The sequence below is a fragment of the Pantoea sp. SJZ147 genome, assembly GCF_007828605.1.
GTDB classification, from domain to species: domain Bacteria; phylum Pseudomonadota; class Gammaproteobacteria; order Enterobacterales; family Enterobacteriaceae; genus Pantoea; species Pantoea allii.
Map to the genome: position 1 here is coordinate 252,409 of NZ_VIVB01000007.1, position 17,049 is coordinate 269,457.

12 protein-coding genes and 5 pseudogenes are annotated in these 17,049 nt (G+C 47.3%); 11 read left to right on the forward strand and 6 right to left on the reverse strand.

Translation table 11 applies throughout. The features are described 5' to 3' along the window. Positions 1-55: 55 nt before the first annotated feature. The 6 genes and pseudogenes from FBY13_RS12530 to FBY13_RS12555 form a co-directional block, all read left to right on the forward strand. On the forward strand, positions 56-667 hold the full coding sequence (locus FBY13_RS12530) for a hypothetical protein (protein ID WP_145394301.1): 612 nt from the start codon (positions 56-58) through the stop codon (positions 665-667). Positions 668-736: 69 nt separating this feature from the next. Further along, complete coding sequence (locus tag FBY13_RS12535) at positions 737-1,684, forward strand: ArdC family protein (RefSeq protein ID WP_145394302.1); 948 nt, start codon at positions 737-739, stop codon at positions 1,682-1,684. A gap of 93 nt (positions 1,685-1,777) precedes the next feature. Continuing rightward, a complete protein-coding gene (locus tag FBY13_RS12540) occupies positions 1,778-2,725 on the forward strand; it encodes a DUF1281 domain-containing protein (RefSeq protein ID WP_145394303.1) in 948 nt (315 codons plus the stop codon). Between the two features lie 137 nt (positions 2,726-2,862). Then, positions 2,863-3,567, forward strand: coding sequence for a type I restriction-modification system subunit M (locus tag FBY13_RS12545; RefSeq protein WP_145394304.1), 705 nt, complete (start codon positions 2,863-2,865; stop codon positions 3,565-3,567). 836 nt (positions 3,568-4,403) lie between these two features. Next, positions 4,404-4,829 carry a translesion error-prone DNA polymerase V autoproteolytic subunit gene (umuD, locus tag FBY13_RS12550; protein WP_042678299.1) on the forward strand — a complete coding sequence of 142 codons (426 nt, stop codon included), beginning with the start codon at positions 4,404-4,406 and terminating at the stop codon, positions 4,827-4,829. Beyond that, positions 4,829-4,930 (forward strand): annotated as a pseudogene (locus tag FBY13_RS12555) (hypothetical protein); the annotation flags it as partial. The gene umuD and the pseudogene FBY13_RS12555, both read left to right, overlap by 1 nt. A gap of 163 nt (positions 4,931-5,093) precedes the next feature. Here FBY13_RS12555 and FBY13_RS12560 read toward each other — a convergent pair. Both FBY13_RS12560 and FBY13_RS12565 read right to left on the reverse strand, forming a co-directional pair. Next, the gene (locus FBY13_RS12560; RefSeq protein ID WP_105080661.1) at positions 5,094-6,908 is read right to left on the reverse strand and encodes an ATP-binding protein; all 1,815 of its coding nucleotides are present in this window, start codon (positions 6,906-6,908) and stop codon (positions 5,094-5,096) included. Further along, a complete protein-coding gene (locus FBY13_RS12565) occupies positions 6,901-8,094 on the reverse strand; it encodes an SIR2 family protein (RefSeq protein WP_145394306.1) in 1,194 nt (397 codons plus the stop codon). Before FBY13_RS12565 ends, FBY13_RS12560 begins: the two co-directional genes overlap by 8 nt. Before the next feature lie 664 nt (positions 8,095-8,758). Here FBY13_RS12565 and FBY13_RS12570 point away from each other — a divergent pair. Next, positions 8,759-10,552: an ATP-dependent endonuclease gene (locus tag FBY13_RS12570; protein WP_145394307.1), complete on the forward strand. Its 1,794-nt coding sequence runs from the start codon at positions 8,759-8,761 to the stop codon at positions 10,550-10,552. Positions 10,553-10,615: 63 nt separating this feature from the next. On the opposite strand, the gene FBY13_RS23445 is transcribed toward FBY13_RS12570, so the two are convergent. The 3 genes and pseudogenes from FBY13_RS23445 to FBY13_RS23730 form a co-directional block, all read right to left on the reverse strand. Beyond that, positions 10,616-12,790 (reverse strand): tyrosine-type recombinase/integrase, encoded by a 2,175-nt coding sequence (locus FBY13_RS23445; RefSeq protein WP_255474488.1) that lies wholly within the window; start codon positions 12,788-12,790, stop codon positions 10,616-10,618. A 59-nt stretch (positions 12,791-12,849) separates the two neighbouring features. After that, positions 12,850-13,458: a site-specific integrase gene (locus FBY13_RS23725; protein ID WP_227008690.1), complete on the reverse strand. Its 609-nt coding sequence runs from the start codon at positions 13,456-13,458 to the stop codon at positions 12,850-12,852. A gap of 84 nt (positions 13,459-13,542) precedes the next feature. After that, positions 13,543-13,857, reverse strand: a pseudogene (locus FBY13_RS23730) (site-specific integrase); the annotation flags it as partial. Positions 13,858-13,905: 48 nt separating this feature from the next. On the opposite strand from FBY13_RS23730, the pseudogene FBY13_RS12590 reads away from it, so the two are divergent. Continuing rightward, positions 13,906-14,662: pseudogene (locus FBY13_RS12590) on the forward strand (DNA polymerase V subunit UmuC); the annotation flags it as partial. Here FBY13_RS12590 and FBY13_RS23735 read toward each other — a convergent pair. Further along, positions 14,660-14,767 (reverse strand): annotated as a pseudogene (locus FBY13_RS23735) (LysR family transcriptional regulator); the annotation flags it as partial. The pseudogenes FBY13_RS12590 and FBY13_RS23735 sit on opposite strands and share 3 nt — an antisense overlap. Before the next feature lie 115 nt (positions 14,768-14,882). Between FBY13_RS23735 and FBY13_RS12600 the strand changes: the two are divergent. From FBY13_RS12600 to FBY13_RS12610, 3 genes and pseudogenes are all read left to right on the forward strand, one after another. Continuing rightward, positions 14,883-15,464 (forward strand): flavodoxin family protein, encoded by a 582-nt coding sequence (locus tag FBY13_RS12600; RefSeq protein ID WP_145394309.1) that lies wholly within the window; start codon positions 14,883-14,885, stop codon positions 15,462-15,464. A 28-nt stretch (positions 15,465-15,492) separates the two neighbouring features. Further along, a pseudogene (locus tag FBY13_RS12605) lies at positions 15,493-16,548 on the forward strand (aldo/keto reductase). Between the two features lie 85 nt (positions 16,549-16,633). Continuing rightward, positions 16,634-16,927, forward strand: coding sequence for a DUF1330 domain-containing protein (locus FBY13_RS12610; protein WP_145394310.1), 294 nt, complete (start codon positions 16,634-16,636; stop codon positions 16,925-16,927). The last annotated feature ends 122 nt before the right edge of the window (positions 16,928-17,049 follow it).

Here is a 17,049-nt window from a genome sequence, read left to right on the forward strand (position 1 = left end):
CTTCCCGGAGGGACCTTCCCTCACGGGGAGGTCACCTCCTTTTTAAGGAGCGCTTATGATCCGTTTCACTTCAACTGAACTTCGTCCGCTGCTGACACAGAATCAGGGCAAAGGGCGTCCGCTGATACTTGAAAAGAATCTGGGGATTTATGTCCGTGTACCCGATGACAATGGCTGCGCGGAATGGCTGAAAGCCTGGGCTGCCGGATGCAATCCCTCCAGGGATGCTGACTGGTCAGCACTGTGTGATGCCTTAATACCCGGGCCGGCGTTTTCTTTCAGCACCTTCCTGGACCAGAGAATTTACGATGCCGTGCTGAATGAACATCACGATTTATTCATGCAACCCGGCATTAATCAGATCGCTAAATCACTGACCATTTATAAAGAGACACAGCCGCCTCTGAAGGAATATTTACCGGTTGCGGATTACCGCCATCACATTCAGTGGCTTTATGACCAGTCCCGTCTGCATCTTCGCGCCTGCGTGAGCAATGCTGAGCGTCTCGGCTGGCGTACACAGGCACTGAACGTGCTCGACAGGGTTATTCGCGTTGATTCTAAACGGGCTAAACCTGAAGACCGTAAGTGGTTTGACAGCGCCGTACGCCGCGTCAAATCCGACATCGAATCGCTGAAGTCTGACGGCTCTTTCCGCCATTACTGAATTATCCACTCACCGTGGCGCATTGTCCGCCACCGGGCAGATGCGTCGTTTTTTTAAGGGGCGCATCTCATGAAGAAAAAAACTGCCGGTCGCAAGGCCACAACTGAACAACAGACTGACCTTTATCAGCAGGTCACCGACAAAATCATCACCGCACTGGAAAACGGCGTGCCACCCTGGCGCCGGCCATGGCGCCGGGGGCAGAAGGACCGTTGCCTCGGGCTCCCGGTCAATGCCGTCACGGGAAGACCCTACAGCGGCGTCAATATGCCGCTGCTGTGGCTGGCCGCTGAAGAGGCAGGTTACAGCACCGATTGCTGGCTCACGTATCAGCAGGCAAAAGTTGCCGGCGGACGGGTCAGGAAGGGCGAACGCAGCTCGCTGACCATCATCTTTAAACCGTCTGAACGGCGTCCCCGCCACGGCGGTCATGGTAAGGGGCACGAAGACGGGGACACGCAGGTCAGAGTGCGGTCGCTGCAGCTTTTTAACGTTGCGCAGTGTGAAGACCTGCCTGAAACGATGTCTGCTCCGCCCTGTGTACCGGATGCGTTAAGTGTTCAGCATCAGGTCCGTGAAATATTCAGTGCTACCGGGGTAATGGGTACACATCACGGGCTTAACCGTTCCGACTACATCAGCTGCATTGACACCATCGTGGTGCCTGAAAAAGGTTTTTTTCAGTCACCGCCGAACTACATGGCCACCGTACTGCATGAGCTTGTTCATGCCACCGGTCACGCCAGTCGTCTCGGCCGTGAGGGAATAACGTCCCAGCCCCGCAGGTTTGATAACCCGGTGTATGCCCTGGAAGAGCTTATTGCCGATACCGGCACTGCATTTCTTTGCGCACAGCTGGGAATAGCAGGCAGGGTCCAGCACGACAGCTATGTAGATGAATGGCTGAAACTGCTCCGTAATGACAAAAAAGCGTTTTTCCGCGCCTGCCGGCTTGCCCGGGAAGCGTCGGAGTATCTGCTGAAGCTGCCGGGTGAAACCCGGATTGAAGCAGCGTAATTAACCCCGGCGACGTCAGTCGCCATCATCCCCCTGAGGGCACTCTCCTCAGGGAGATGCCCTCTTTTTTAAACGTAAAAGAGGAGTACAACAATGTTTTCATGGTGCAAAAACCGTCTGGAAATCACCGGTAAGTCTGCCGACATCGACGTTATGCAGTCGTGGATTGCCGGAACCGAAGTGCCGCTTTACCGCCACGCCATACGGCAGGCCATAAAGCTGTTTCTCGCCGGCTGTGCCGGTATGCTCAAACCCGTCAAGGCAACGGAATACCGTGCGTATCCGGAGCTGGTTTCATCAGGCACCGGGGGCGGCACGTCACCTAACCAGGCATTTCAGCATTTCCTGGAGCTGCTTGAGAAGGATGCCTGGCTTGACGGCACAACGCTCTCGCGAATGGACAAAATCTGGGTTCAGTCCGGCATCGGCGACATTAAGTGGGAGAGTATCCCTCATGTAGCCCGCCAGACCATTACCCGGCTTATGGCCGTTCACTACGCCGACTGGTTCGGCGTCGCCTCTGCGGGCGGTCAGTTTGACCCGCAGGAGCGCTGGGAGTGGCTCAGTATAAAACCGGACACAACCTGTCCGTGCGACATGCTGATGGTGATGCCGTCACGTCTGGCCACCGAGCTCAATGGGGACAGCGGTCTGTTCAGTGGCCTCAGTACCACGTCAGAACTCTATACCCAGCTCTACGGGACGGAGTTTCCGGCGGGGCACCGGCTGGAGTGGAGTCGTGACGATATCGGCTCGCTGAAGCTGACGTTCTCATCTGCATGGTATCCGCCGTCGGCAGAGGTCATGGGGCAGATGTCGCAGAAGTTTGACTGTGAAATCCGTCATTACTGGTTGTCTCCGGATGCCGGCACGTCGGGTTACCACTGTTTTGACCGCGGTGACCACGTCGACAGCGGCCCTTATCCGGAGGATGAAGTGCAGTATCCGGTGAGTGAAGGGGCCCGTCTGTATCAGTTCAGTGCTGAAGCCGGCACACCTGTCACTCCGGCCGTTGCACATTACGCCGACGTTCGCGCATGACGTTACCCACCGACAGACCGGTATCTCAGGTCTGTCAGACAATGGCCACGGCATCTGCTGTGGCTGCTTTTTCACCCGAGGGGGAACATCGTTTCCCTTACGGGGCGTGTTCCCCCTTTTTTATTGAGGAAACACGCATGAGCGTCCGCATCGACAATGAGAAAGAGTTCATCTCCCTTTTTAACTCCATCGCCCGGGGCACCCGGCGCCTCCAGGTGTTTACCGACTTCATCAGCTGTAGCGTTATTGCACTTCAGAATGGCCTGCAGTTCTGTGAGAAGCGTGAACAGAAGTACATGGCCATCGTGGCCAGATACAAAAAAGAGGACGTTTCATCGATGGCAAGACTGCTGGCCTGCGTAGTGAACGGCCTGGAAGAAAAGCCCTGTGACTTTCTCGGGCGCATTTACATGCTGCTGGAGCTGGGTGACAAAGGCAAAGATCAGTATTTCACGCCGTGGAGCGTGGCGCTGATGATGGCGCAGATGCAGCTCGGCAGACCCGAGGAGCTGTTCAGGGATAAGCCGTTTATCACGTTTGCTGAACCGGCGTGCGGCGCCGGCGCCATGACGCTGGCATTTGCCAGCATGCTCCGGCAGGCAGGTTATTCACCTCACAGGTATCTGTGGGTGTCGGTAACTGACATCGACCCGCTGGCGGCGGGCATGGCCTATATCCAGTTGTCGCTTTGCGGTATACCCGGGGAGGTTGTTATAGGGAACGCATTATGTGACGAACGGCGGAGGGTCCTGCTTACCCCGGTACATTACTGGGAGGGATGGTCAGGACGACTGCAGAAGCATGTCAAAAAGCCCAATGAGCAGAGTGAAGCGGCTGCATGACCGGAAACAAACGCCAGTCTGATAATAGACAGAGAGGCTTTGATTTTCAGACAAAGGGGGGGGGGCATTTGCCCCCCCCTTTTTTACTATTTAATAAAACGCTCCAGAAGCCACTTAAACAGCGAGCTTAAGGCGATTTTCATGACCCAAACCAATGGAGTCAGATAGGGTCTTGCGTTTCCATAGCGGTCAAAAAAGAGGTGTCTGAGCATAATTGCTCTCCGGTATAGTCTCTTTACCTAGAGCCGAATCTGCATCTACAATGAAGTCGCGAAACATAAAGTTGTGCAGTTCAGCAATGAATTTCACTTCTGATAAAAACACCTTCTGGTGTGCAAAAGGCTGAAAGCATTGGCGTGCTTTTGGCCTTTTTTATTTCCATATTTTGCAGCTCCTGTATCGGTGATTTCACTTCAATTTTGTCGGCACTGGAACCTAACTATGAAACAGATGACTCTTCTTCTGTTCGAAATTAACGTACCAATAATTTTAATTATATTGAACAGTACTTATCGTATCTTGACAGAGTTAAGACATTGTAGTTAAGCGATATTTGAACTGAAAATCGGTTCTGATTTTCAGTTCAAAAATACAGTACAGAAAATTTTCGTAATAAGGAACGGTATGATTTAGACCGTTGACAGAACGGTGGGATTGTGCATTTTGATTGACAGGATGAAACAGCGAATCTCCTTGCCAGGCTGCAAAAGGCCCTGCTTCGGTAAAATTTTACGAATATCAGCACACTACAAAAAACTTACTATAGCATCGTTGACTGGCATGCACCCATCCGATAATACTGTATATATAAACAGTAAAACAGGAGGTGCCATGACATGCTCACTTTATACAAATTCCCGCTATCCCCGATCTCGATAGCTGCACCACTTTTCCTCGAAACCTGTCAGGCAGGTTTTCCCAGCCCTGCTCAGGATTATGTTGAGCGCGAGTTAGACCTCAACGAATATTGCGTCATGCGTCCTGCAGCCACGTTTTTTGTCCGCGCCTCCGGGCAGTCTATGACAGACATTGGTCTCAACAGCGGTGATTTAATGGTGGTCGATAAGGCCGAATCGCCCCGGCACGGCGACATTGTCATTGCTGAGATTGAGGGCGAATTTACCGTAAAACGCCTGCTGCTCCGCCCCAGGCTGACGCTTCAGCCCATGAATCCTTCTTTTCCTCCCATATACCCCGATCCGGAAACGCTCCAGATTTTCGGCGTGGTCACCTCGTTTATTCATAAAACCCGGGGTGAGTGATGTTCGCCATTGTGGACGTAAACAGCTTTTATGCGAGCTGTGAAAAAGTCTTCAGGCCTGATTTGCGTAACCAGGCTGTCGTCGTTCTGAGTAACAACGATCTGAGTGGTTAGAAGTGTTAGTTAGTTTCATGCTTTTCAATTCTTCAGGTTTGAAGAATTGAATGGTCTGCTATGAGCAAGGAGCGGACATAAACACCTATATCGAGTCCGATAACATTACCTTATTAAAGCTTTGCTTGCCGACATTATTGAATTACTCACCTTAAGTTCCACACCATCGATTTACGATTTCTATCAAACCAGCCTCTTGGGTCGCATCATTTGACCACCCACTTGCAAATTTAATATCGTTAGAATTTGGCAATTTATCAGGTGATAACTCTCGAATTCTAATCCTGCTTGGAAGTGCTGCGGCCTCCCCAACAAAAATTGCCTCTCGTCTTGTGAGGGCTGATAACATTTTAGTCAAGCCACTCAAACTGTCCGGTAAGAACCTAGAGACGTGTTCTTGATCACTAGAATTCGATAATCTAAGTACTATCCAAGAGTTACATTGGGAGAGAACAGTACTTTCAACATCAGATGGTCTTTGTGAAATAAGCCCCAGCCCTAGTCCATATTTCCGCCCCTCTTTTGCAATACGTCGAATAGCATCTTGAGCTTCTTTGTATTGCGCTTCACCATGGTTCGGCACGTAACGGTGCGCTTCTTCGCAGATGAATAATATGGGATCTTTCTCTCTTTCTTCTCTTGTCTGCCAAATTTTGTATTGAAAAAGAAGGCGGGATATTAATGCAGTTAATGGTCCAGCCACCTCATTTGGCAGGCCTGATATATCTATTATACGAATATCTTTTCCATTTGCTTCACCGACAAACTGCGCCAATATATCCTTTAGTTTGGGAGAGTCGGCTTCACTATATTCTTTTAGCAAAAAACTAAGCTGGGGGTTTGATCGAAGGACTTTAAGTTTTTTAAGTATGCTTTCGATTTTATCTCGACCCGATGATGCAGCTAATTTTTCCTGTTTTCCTTCTTTGCGCCCTTGGACCTTGTCTATATGCTTGACAAACTGCGTTAATTTGAATGGAACGGGCTTGTCTTTATCAAAATTCAAAACGTGATCTTCAGTTACACCATCAGCAAATGCAGCTTCTAATCCGCCGTTTGGTTCAGCACCTACATCCTGCACGTAGCCGGCCTCTAGCAATCTAGAATAGGTGATTGCTTCATAAACAATATTATTTTGAGATGTGGCTTCATGTTCTGTTTTACCAATGATTAACGATCTCAACTCATCACTGGACATAAGCCAATAAGGCAACTTCAATAGTTCTGCCTCATCCTCCACAGCAGATGCATCGTTATACGCACGAAATACTTTTGCCCTATTGCCAAAAGCACTAGCATATTCACCGTGGGGATCAATCATGACAATTCTTGGCTTTAACGTGGTATCTCTAGGTCGATGGTCTAGAACAGAATGTAAAATTGATGCCACAGTTCCTGATTTTCCTGAACCTGTAGAACCTAATATTGCAAAGTGATGTCCAAACAGTTTATCAATATTCGCTCTGCATACCGCATTGTTGCCACCGATATAATTCCCAATTGGAACCATAGGCGTAATGGCTTCATCTTGAGCATTTGATTCTGCTGCTTTATAAACAGCCTCTAGTTCATCGTTTAGGCAAATATAGGCACTTTGTAATGGCAAGGGGTAGGTTTCAACACCACGAGAAAATTCAAGTCGAGAATTCTTGTTGGACCAGACACCCTGACCAAAAAGATCTGCCTCTAAGATACGAGCATCATCTGCCGCGTTAATGAGTTGGTTGCTGTCTGCAGTAATCAACTCAGATCTCATTTTAAGAGACCGAACAAAAGCAAATAGTAGCTTTCTACCAAAATGTACTTTAATGATACTGCCCATTTGCCCTACGGGGTAAACTTGTCCGTCAACTGCACGAATGAGTTCATTAACGCTCTCATCGATCTCTATGCGTAAATTATTGCCAGCCACCTCAATAATTTTACCTACCTTTAGTTCTTTCCGTGATTGAAATATACTAATCATGAACTTCTCCTGTGCTTATGAACTGCGTTAAGCCATCAAAACGCCACCATGCATACTTGCTAGCATCAGATTCAGCTAAAGGAGTTGTTGAATGATGGTAAATACCCGATTCGCCTGCGACATACACTCTAGAACTAATTTTTGGACATCTTAGCCAAGCGTCTAAAGTTTTATTAATAACAACCCCACCTTTTGGCGATTCTTGGACAAATGCAATAACCGTCGTTTGGTTGGACTCACTTCGCAATGCGCTTTCTATTTCTGAATTAATATGGTCATCGCCAAAGCTATAACCACATGTAATTAATGTATTTTGCTGTCCACACATTAAAGTTTTTCTTAAACCAAGGAATAAGTTGGCGAATGGGTCTTTCTGTGTTTCAACATATTTTGTTGCCTGAGGGTAAATCATTATATTTGCGGGGTTTGACAAGTATTTAGTTCCATATCTTGCACGCACTAAACCTAAATCATCATCCCTGTGCCAATCTATCGAACCATGTAATTTATATAGATGGTATGTATTTGAATCTATCGCTGTATTCGAGAATGCGTTTTCTGCATTCCAAAAACCTACAGCTCCACCTGAAAAACCATCACATACTATTTTTTTGTGTAGAGCTAAGGCGTCTTCAAGCAAGGTATCGTAATTAGTAGTAAAAAATGTAGTTTTTGAACGTTGTTCTAGATTTGATTTGCTAATCAGTAACGCCTCAATAAACTTATAATGAGGTTCTATTTCAACTATCGGGTTTGCTGCGCTACCAATTTCTTCCTCTATCGCGCGCTCAGCATTAGCAGCGACGTATCCGTATCTGATAACTCCGCCGATAGCCTTGATGATTTCTAGATAAAGTCGCCTTAGCTCTTCACTGGTATAACTATTAGTACCAATATATGCAGACTGGTTCCTTGAACGATCAGCAATAGCTAAAAGGTCACCCAAATGACTTAAGTAGTGCTCAACATGGCAGTCATCAGAGAGATCTGCTTTTAAAACAGCCAGAATTTCTTTTTCTTTGTCCTCGGAATTTTCTTCGATAATTCGCTCAACGCGACTGGTCAATGGATACATTAAAGGTATTTTTGAACCGAAACTTATACCGGCACCAAAAAGCCAGCTTTGTCTACTTTGAGAACTTAAAAGCTGCTTTATGTTTTCCAACCTATTATCAAATTCTTCCATAATTTTCTCTTCATTTATTGAGGTTTGGAACACTAAACAAATACATATGTGGGTATGCTTTAACGCTTATTCAACGATGCGACTCATACTTAAACATAGATTAACCTATCTTTGTAGATTTAATGTACAGACATTACATCGCTTCTTTCAAGCTTACAACACCTTGTCGGTAAAACTGATAGCTGTACTAGCGACAAAAAAACTAATCCGACTTACACACGATGTCGGTATCCAGACACGAAACTAGGCACATTTAAAGCATTAATAGAGTGGCAAGAAGACAAAAGGGCTGGAAGTCAGGAATGTCTGCTCTTGGCACACAACTGAGGGTGACTGATCATTTCCTTTTTGAAGATGCTTCTCATCGGATTCGCTCTTAAAGTTGCTGACTGAAGTAACCTTACTAGTCTTAACACACAGATAAAGTTAATAATTCAATACTGATTAAAATCATATCGTTACATGCAACTAACTGTTAGCGCCATTCAGATACAACGACGGTTGCGTCATCGCCCGTAGTGCTGATTATGTGGAATTTTAAATCTACTCCTAACCTCACAGTTTGAACTTAGCACTTAATTATTAGTTGCATCATAACATTAAATTTGTTAATGATTTATGGCTTCAGAAACATTTAAACACATTTAATTTTATGGGCAAATTTATGAGATTACACACGTTAAAAATTAATGGCTTTAAGAGAATTAATGATGCAGAAGTTAAATTTGGTGACGCAACATTTCTCATTGGCTCCAATAATGCTGGTAAAAGCTCTGTCTTGAAAGCAATTGAATGGCTGCTTTCTAATAAAAAGACAATGGATCTAGATTGTTTTTGCTCTGAAATTGATCAAGAAACCGGTGAAAACAAAGTATGTTGCAAAACGGTTATCCTTGAGGCTGAATTCCGTAATGTACCTGAATCAGCCAAAAACTGGAGAGGTTTCAAAGGAAGAATTTTCAATTATGATCCAGAAGACACTAATGAGACTGGAAAAAGCATTACTTATAGAAAAAGTTATTCTCTAGGAGAAGATGCAATTACAGAACTAAAGTCTTTAAAAAGAGTTATGAAAAAAGAATTAGAAAAATTAAAAAAGCCCCAGCAACTCATAGACGCTGGTATCAATGGGGATTTAATAAAAGATCTCTTCACAGACCTGGAAAAAAATATAGGTTCATCAGAAAAATGTAAGTTAGAGCTAATTGATGACATGTGGGATTTAAATGATGAAGAAGTTTGGGATAAAAACCCTGGAGGAATAGGTGGTGTTGTTCTCTCAAAGTTACCAAGTTTCCTTTTAATTCCTGCAGACTCAGGCGCATCAGAAATTGAAGGTAAAGCAGGAGTTTTACAAAAAACTCTTAATGAGTTGTTCAAAGATGTACGTGGAATATCTGAGAATTACAAGCAAGCCCAAGCTTGTTTGAACGAATTAGCGAATGAGTTAAACCCTTCAGATGAGCAATCTGAATTTGGTAAAATGATGTCCGCACTTAACGCTGTATTATGCGGTGTTTTTCCTGAATCAAAAATTTATGCATCAGCTGACTTATCTAATCCTGACACAGCATTATCGCCGACATTCTCCATAGAAATGTCAAGCAACATAAGAACTTCCGTTTCAAATCAGGGGACAGGAATGGTTAGGGCTGCTGTTTTTGGACTATTGAGGTTTAGACAACAGTGGTTGAGAGACAGAGGAGGAGATGAAAGAAGCCTCATCATAGGTTTTGAAGAACCTGAAATCTATCTTCACCCGAGCGCTGCAAATCAAATGAGAGATTTGATTTATGAACTATCCGGAAATTCATCCCAAATAGTAGCAACCACTCACTCTCCATATTTAATTGATTTGTCGAGAAAGCCTAAGCAGGTACTCAATAGATTTTATTACGACAAATCACACACCACAATAAACCCATTTTCTGTCACTGATGAATATAAAAAATTACAAGGTGAAGACAAAGATCATGTCAAAATGGTCATTAGGTTAGATGATCACATATCAAGAATATTTTTTACGAGAAAAGTAATTGTTGTTGAAGGCGATACTGAAGAACTTGTTTTTCGCGAAGCAATAAGAAGAATGCCAACTCAAGTGAGAAACAGGATAATGACAAGTTCAGAAGTTATCAAAGCCAGAGGAAAAGCTGCAATAATAGGATTATTAAAATACCTCTCTGCTTTAGGTGTTGACTTTATAGTTATTCACGACCGAGACTTAGGTGTCAGGGGGGCTGAGGTTTTTAATCCACATATTCTAAGTGCAGCCGGCTCTCCAGACAAAGTAATTGCTATTGAAGAATGCATTGAGGATCTTCTCGGTTATCCTTCTCCTGCATCTGAAAAACCATTTAATGCCTATCGCCATACATTAACATGGGGAGATGCTTATGAAGGTATACCCGAAAAATTGAAAACCATATTGAGTAAAGTTTATAGCCCATGGATGTAATATCAGTATGATTATAATCCCTCTATACTTTATGTTTAGAGGGATTATAAAATTTAAAATACTTCATCTTCTCTCGTTATCAATATCTGGAGATGCCACATTTCGCAGTGAGTCCGTAAGTTTTTTCATTGCTTCAACACCATCTTCAACTGCAGCCCTTTCGCTTTCAGTCAGTGGTATCTCTTGCATCAGCCTCAGTAAATTTCGTTGTCCCTCAACATACTGCGCTTCTGAAGATGATTTGGGCAGATAAAATGAACATTTTGCACATGCCATGCGATGGGGACACTGTTCAAAGAAATCATATGAGCACAAACCATGTCCCAGATCATAATAACGCCATGGCATGCCTCCAACTGACTGCCCTGTGGCTATAACATCCTGATCTATCAGCACAGAAACCATACGACGGTTACGTTCAAAGTAACCCGCCTTTTCAAGAGACCCTGCAAGTTTTGTCGGCGTGATTTCGACATAATGTCGGGTAGATTCTGGTGACGCATGTCCCAGCCATTTCTGAAGCTCGAAAATATCCAGCGGCTCCCTGGCGTTGTAAAGCTGGGTGGCCATTGTGGCTCTCGCACGATGACTCGTTATCTTTCCCTTAGTATCACTCTCAGGTACTCCTGCTTTTCTGCAGAGCAAAGGGATAAGAGAATTGTTAATGTAACCTGTATGTATGCGCTTTCCACGATGCATGAACAGGAAATGTACACGTTCACCGGTTTTAGGATCTTCCTGAAGAGGATGCGTACTTCTCATCCGCTCCCACTGTTCAATCGCTTCCCCTATAACCGGGTCAACTGGTTTTGTGAATGCCGCGCATGTCTTGCTGACCGGTACGTCCAGCAGGCAGATACGGCGCGAATCATCATCTTCTTTCCGCTGCCAGCGGATACAACCGCACCGCATCCTCAGGATTTCATCTCGTCTCAGACCACCAAAAAGCCAGAGTATGCTGAGGGCACGCACCATTTCCAGCGGATAAAAAGCAGGATAAGTAGCGGAGGGTTTCAGATCCGTCTCCTGAAGAGTCTGCCCCGCGTGAAGCAACCTGCACCATATATCGTCTGCTACGGGGCGCGGATCAGGCCCCGTAAGCGACGTCAGACTGCGCGGTGGCCGGAGTATTCTTTCCGGGCTGAACTGCACCGGTATCCAGCCCCATTCCTGCAGATCATGAAAAAAAGCGTGGACATGTCCAAGTAGACTTGTCCGTGCAGCAGGTTTCATTGTCATTCCACGACGATCGCGGTACATGCCGCAAGGATTTGACCACTCTCCCACTTTCATCCTGCATACTGCTGTCACCCAGTTCATTGCCGTCTCACGCGTCCAGTTGGCTGGCGACAGGCATTCCGGATGACATTCTGCCAGCCAGCGGCCACATTTCAGTAGGACGTACCACGCAGACAAAATGGATGCGGGCCGGAGTACCGAGGTAACACGCCACCGTTCACACCAAGACAACCATTCTGCCGGAACATCGGCCACCGCAACATACTCACGGGGAGGCCGGCGACGCTCCGTAACGCGATGATCAAACCCTTCAACTGCTGTATCTGCCGCAGCCAGGATGCGTGACAGCGTGGCAGAAAATTTTCGGAGATAAACAGGCCCGACTGCCGAAATGTGTTTAAGTGTCTCTGTTTTCAGCTTTTCCGGAACGGGTTCCCTCTGGATGAGCATTGCCATACACATGGCATTTCTTATGCCATTGTTCCGGCCATCTCCCTGCACATACCCCAGCCTCTGCATCATTCTGTCGAGTCGGTTCACAGCACTATCGGTGCACTGTCGGCCAAATACCTTGAGACAAAGTCGGTACTGATAGAAAACGCCACAGGAATCCAGCCGGTCAAAACCACATAGAAGCCATGCCAGTGCCATAACGTACTGCCGACAGTTACCGCTGGCACCAAACCTGCGGTGAAATTCACCTTCAGTACTGCAGATGACTTCTGACCATTCTGTCTGTGTCCAGGCCCAGTATGTTTTTCGCAGACGTTGCATTTCCAAAGTTATATCGTGAATAGCTGAATTATACGGCGCTCTGGCCGCATGCATCCTTATCAGCGTATAGCGTAGCGGCAAAAGAAGGCGGGAAAGTCGTTTCAGTATATGATGTGGCCAGTTCTTTCCGCCCTTGCGGAAGTGACTTACCAGTGCATCCAGCGCCTCAGCCTCGCCGGAAATAAACTCAGGGCGTGTGTCCCAGCGGGAGTCAGGAATAGTCACAGTTTCTTCTGCACAGGGTGCAGTTTGTCCGGATCGCATCATGATAGATATTCCCACTGTTACTTCAGTACTGAGAGCCAGGAATCATGCAGTGATGTCATTGTGCAACTGAACCGGCTGCTCAGGTCACGTGCACTCAGATGAATGTACAGCATTGTTGACTGAACACGACGGTGGCCAGCAAAAGCGGCAATTTCATGAATATCCCACCCGGCACGGGCCAATTCCGTCAGGCAGAGATGGCGGAACGTGTGCGTACTGATAAGAGGCTGGCCGGCACCGAGTGCAAGGCGCCGGACCACCTTTGACCAGGTCCAGCCAGTGACAGGCTCTGCACGGTTACGCGGTGAACGAGACAGAAATAGCGGACCGCGCGTCGTACTGAGCAGACGACGTTCAGCCAGCCAGGCGGCGTAAAGTTCTCCGGTAACCGGTGAATAAGGTACTACACGCGCACAACGGTTTTTGGTGTTCTCTGCCCGCACAGTGAGCAGCCTCCTTGACGGGTCAATATCACCAGTGGACACTGTGCAGAGTTCCCCCCGCCGTAAAGCGCAGTCATAGGCCAACGCCAGCATGAAACGGGTACGAATGTCAGCCTGTGCAGCAACGTTCAGGAAGCGCTGCCAGCCTTCCGTCTCCGGAATCCACGGTAGTAGGCGCTGCACCGGCACGAGACCTGCAACGCCTTTTCCCCCGTTTTTCCAAAAACCCCGTCTGACAGGATTGGATTCCCGAATCCCCTCTTCGCAAAGGAAGTCACAGTAAAGTCGAACAATAGTGACACGATGACGGATGGTTGAAACAGCAAGTCTACGATCATCATGCAGAGTGCGGATATATAGTGCCACTGTATCACTTTTTGCCTCACATGGTTTTTGCCCGTAAGAGTGGTAAAACGCGAGCCAGTCATTGATTCCGCGGGCATAAGCATTGACAGTGTTTGCCGCAAGTAACAGGTCGCTTTGCAGCTTTATCCACCTGCACGCCGAAGGGTTGCCTGTAAGAAAAGGCAGTGAGTAAGATAACTTTTTCTGCATAACCCTTCCCCCTGAACAGAACACCATTTGTACAAATTACACCCAATTCCAAATAACATATAAAGTAAAAAATATGTACGAATGGGCGAACCCTGGTTTAAGATTAAAAACGAGAATTTACCTGTTAAAATTCATGTATTTAGCTCTAACTATGCGTTATACGCCTCGATGTCGAACAGGGTAATGAGCGTTTTAGAGGCTCTGTCACCTCGCGTGGAACAGTATTCGATTGATGAGATGTTTCTGGACGTTCGTGGAATCGATTTTTGCACGGACTTCGAGACGTTTGGCCGCAAAGTCCGGCGCAGTGTGCGTGAACATACCGGCCTTACGGTTGGGGTCGGTATAGGCAAAACCAAAACGCTAGCAAAATCAGCCCAGTGGAGCAGCAAGGAGTGGCCACAGTTTGGTGGTGTGCTGGCCATTACGTCTCACGTCCGGGCTGAGAAGATGCTGGCCCGCCAGCCCGTTGAGGAGGTCTGGGGAGTCGGCAGGCGCATTGCCAAAAAACTGAACAGCATGGGAATTACAACCGCACTGGAGCTCTCCCGCGCCAATCCTGCAATGATCCGTAAACACTTCAGCGTCGTTCTGGAGCGAACGGTGCGTGAGCTGTATCAGTCTGGAAGAGGCACCGCCGGCGAAGCAACAGATCGTGTGCTCCCGTTCTTTTGGCGAAAGGGTTACCGAGTATGAACACATGAGGCAGGCAATCTGTCAGCATGCCGAACGGGCGGCCGTTAAATTAAGGGGAGAAAAGCAATACTGCAGACAGGTTTGTGCATTCATCAAAACCTCACCTTTTTCGCCCGGTGAGACTTACTACGGCAACCGTTGAGGCACGTCCTTTCTTGATACCCAGACTTTCAGCTGCCCGGGTAAAGCTTTTCATTTCTGCCACACGCGCAAAAATGATGAGTGTATTGAGATTCTTCATTGTTCACCATCAGAGAAACAGTACGTTATTTTTTGAGTCATTTATGGGGATGTTAATACCAAATAGACTGCATTTACACCGTGTATTCCCCTGACTCTTTCCCGAGGTAATCAAAATGTCTCACCCCCTTAAAACCATTAAGGCCGTTGTCATCTTTCATTCTGGCTACGGGCATACGGAGCGGATGGCAGCGGCTGTGGCGGAAGGCGCCTGTGCCACGCTGATAGCCATCAACTCCGAAGGAAATATTGCTGAGCACGAATGGGAAAAAATTAGCGAGGCTGATGTCATTCTGCTCGGTTCGCCAACTTACATGGGAGGACCAAGCTGGCAGTTTAAAAAATTTGCCGATGCCTCATCAAACCCCTGGTTTGAGAGTAAGTGGGTAAACAAAATTTTTGGTGGTTTTACCAACAGCGCCAGCATCAATGGCGACAAGCTGAGTACCCTGGCTTATTTCTTTTTGATGGCCGGTCAGCACGGTGGTATCTGGGTCAATATGGATATCAAATCATCCAATACAAAAGCGTCGTTGCGTGATGGCCTTAACCGGATAGGATCTAATATCGGTCCTATGGCTCAGACCCCCGCTGATGCGTCGCCCGAAGAGATGTCATCCGGTGACCTTGAAACGGCACGACGGTATGGAGCACGCGTTGCAAACATTGCAGCGCAGTTTCATCCTGTTAATGCATAAAGCCATCAAATAAAAAAAGGCTTTTCAGGTGAAATATAATCAGCTTGGCCGGACAGGCCTATTTGTTTCAGAATTGTGCCTCGGTACGATGACCTTCGGCGGTAATGCGAATGCGGGCATGTGGTCATCAATCGGTGCTGTTGCTCAGGAAGAAGCGAACCAGATTATCGCGATGGCATTAACCGGCGGTATTAACTTTATTGATACTGCTGATATTTATTCCTTCGGTCATTCCGAGCGTATCACGGGAGCTGCACTCAAAGAGCTTGGAGTGAGACGAAGCGATATCATTCTCGCCACAAAGACGGGGGGGCGTTATGGGACCCGGACCTAACGATAAAGGTGCCTCACGCGGGCACATTATGGATTCAGTTCCGCGAAGTCTGGAAAGACTGCAGGTAGATTATATTGATCTGTTCCAGATACATGCGAGTGATCCGGTCACCCCGATTGAAGAAACACTGCGGGCTCTTGACGACCTCACACGACAGGGGCTGGTCCGCTATGTTGGCGTATCGAACTGGTCTGCAGGCAGGCTGGGTAAATCGCTTGGCCTGAGTGAAGCGCTTCACGCCACCCGGTTTGAGACGCTTCAGGCGTATTACTCTGTTGCCGGCCGTGACGTGGAGCGGGAACTGGTGCCGCTAATCCGCGAAGAGAAAATGGGGCTCCTTGTCTGGTCGCCCCTCGCCGGTGGTTTACTTTCCGGAAAATTTGGTCCCGATTCTGCGGCAGAGAGAGATGCCCGCCGCAGCAAATTCGATTTCCCCCCGTCGATCGCGATCTGGCGTGGCGATGCGTTGCCGAAATGCGTGCCATTGCAGGTAAACGCGCTGTATCGGTAAGCAGGATCGCGCTGGCATGGTTACTTCCCAGACCCTGGGTTACCAGCGTAATTATCGGTGTAAAACGGGTCGCCCAGCTTACCGATAATCTTGGCGCTACAGACATCATTCTGACAGCAGAAGAACTTGCGCATCTTGATGCGATAAGCGCTATGCCTTCTCATTACCCTGGGTGGATGATTGAACACCAGGATGCAGAGCGTTACCCGAAACCTTGCACTTTTAAAGCACAGAATTAACCCCGGAACCCTGTAATTACTTCGGCGTATTCACGCATGTCTGTGTGCTTAGGCTGAAACACAACCCCTTACAAAGGATAAAAAAATGAATAAAGGTTATTTAATCGCTCACGTGACGGTATCCGACCCGGTTGCATACGCTGAATATGCCCGTGCAGCCGGAGAGGCAATGCAGGAATTCAGTCCAAAGATAATTGCCTGGTCCGGGCAGTACGAAAACCTTGAGGGCGAATCACATGAACGACACGTTGTTTTTGAGTTCGCTTCTTTTGCCGAGGCAAAACGTTTTTATGAGAGCCCGAAATATCAGGCGGCCAGGTTAATACGCGCAGGCGCTGCGAACGGAACGTTTGTGCTGGTTGAAGGGCCCGCCATCTGATACCAGAGAATATTATGTCCGCTTTTCGCTGTGAGTTCAATGGGTCGATGCAACGCTATCCTTAATCAAGGGGGACGTTGCCATGAAACGAAGAACTCGGATTAACTACACGCCAGAGCAGA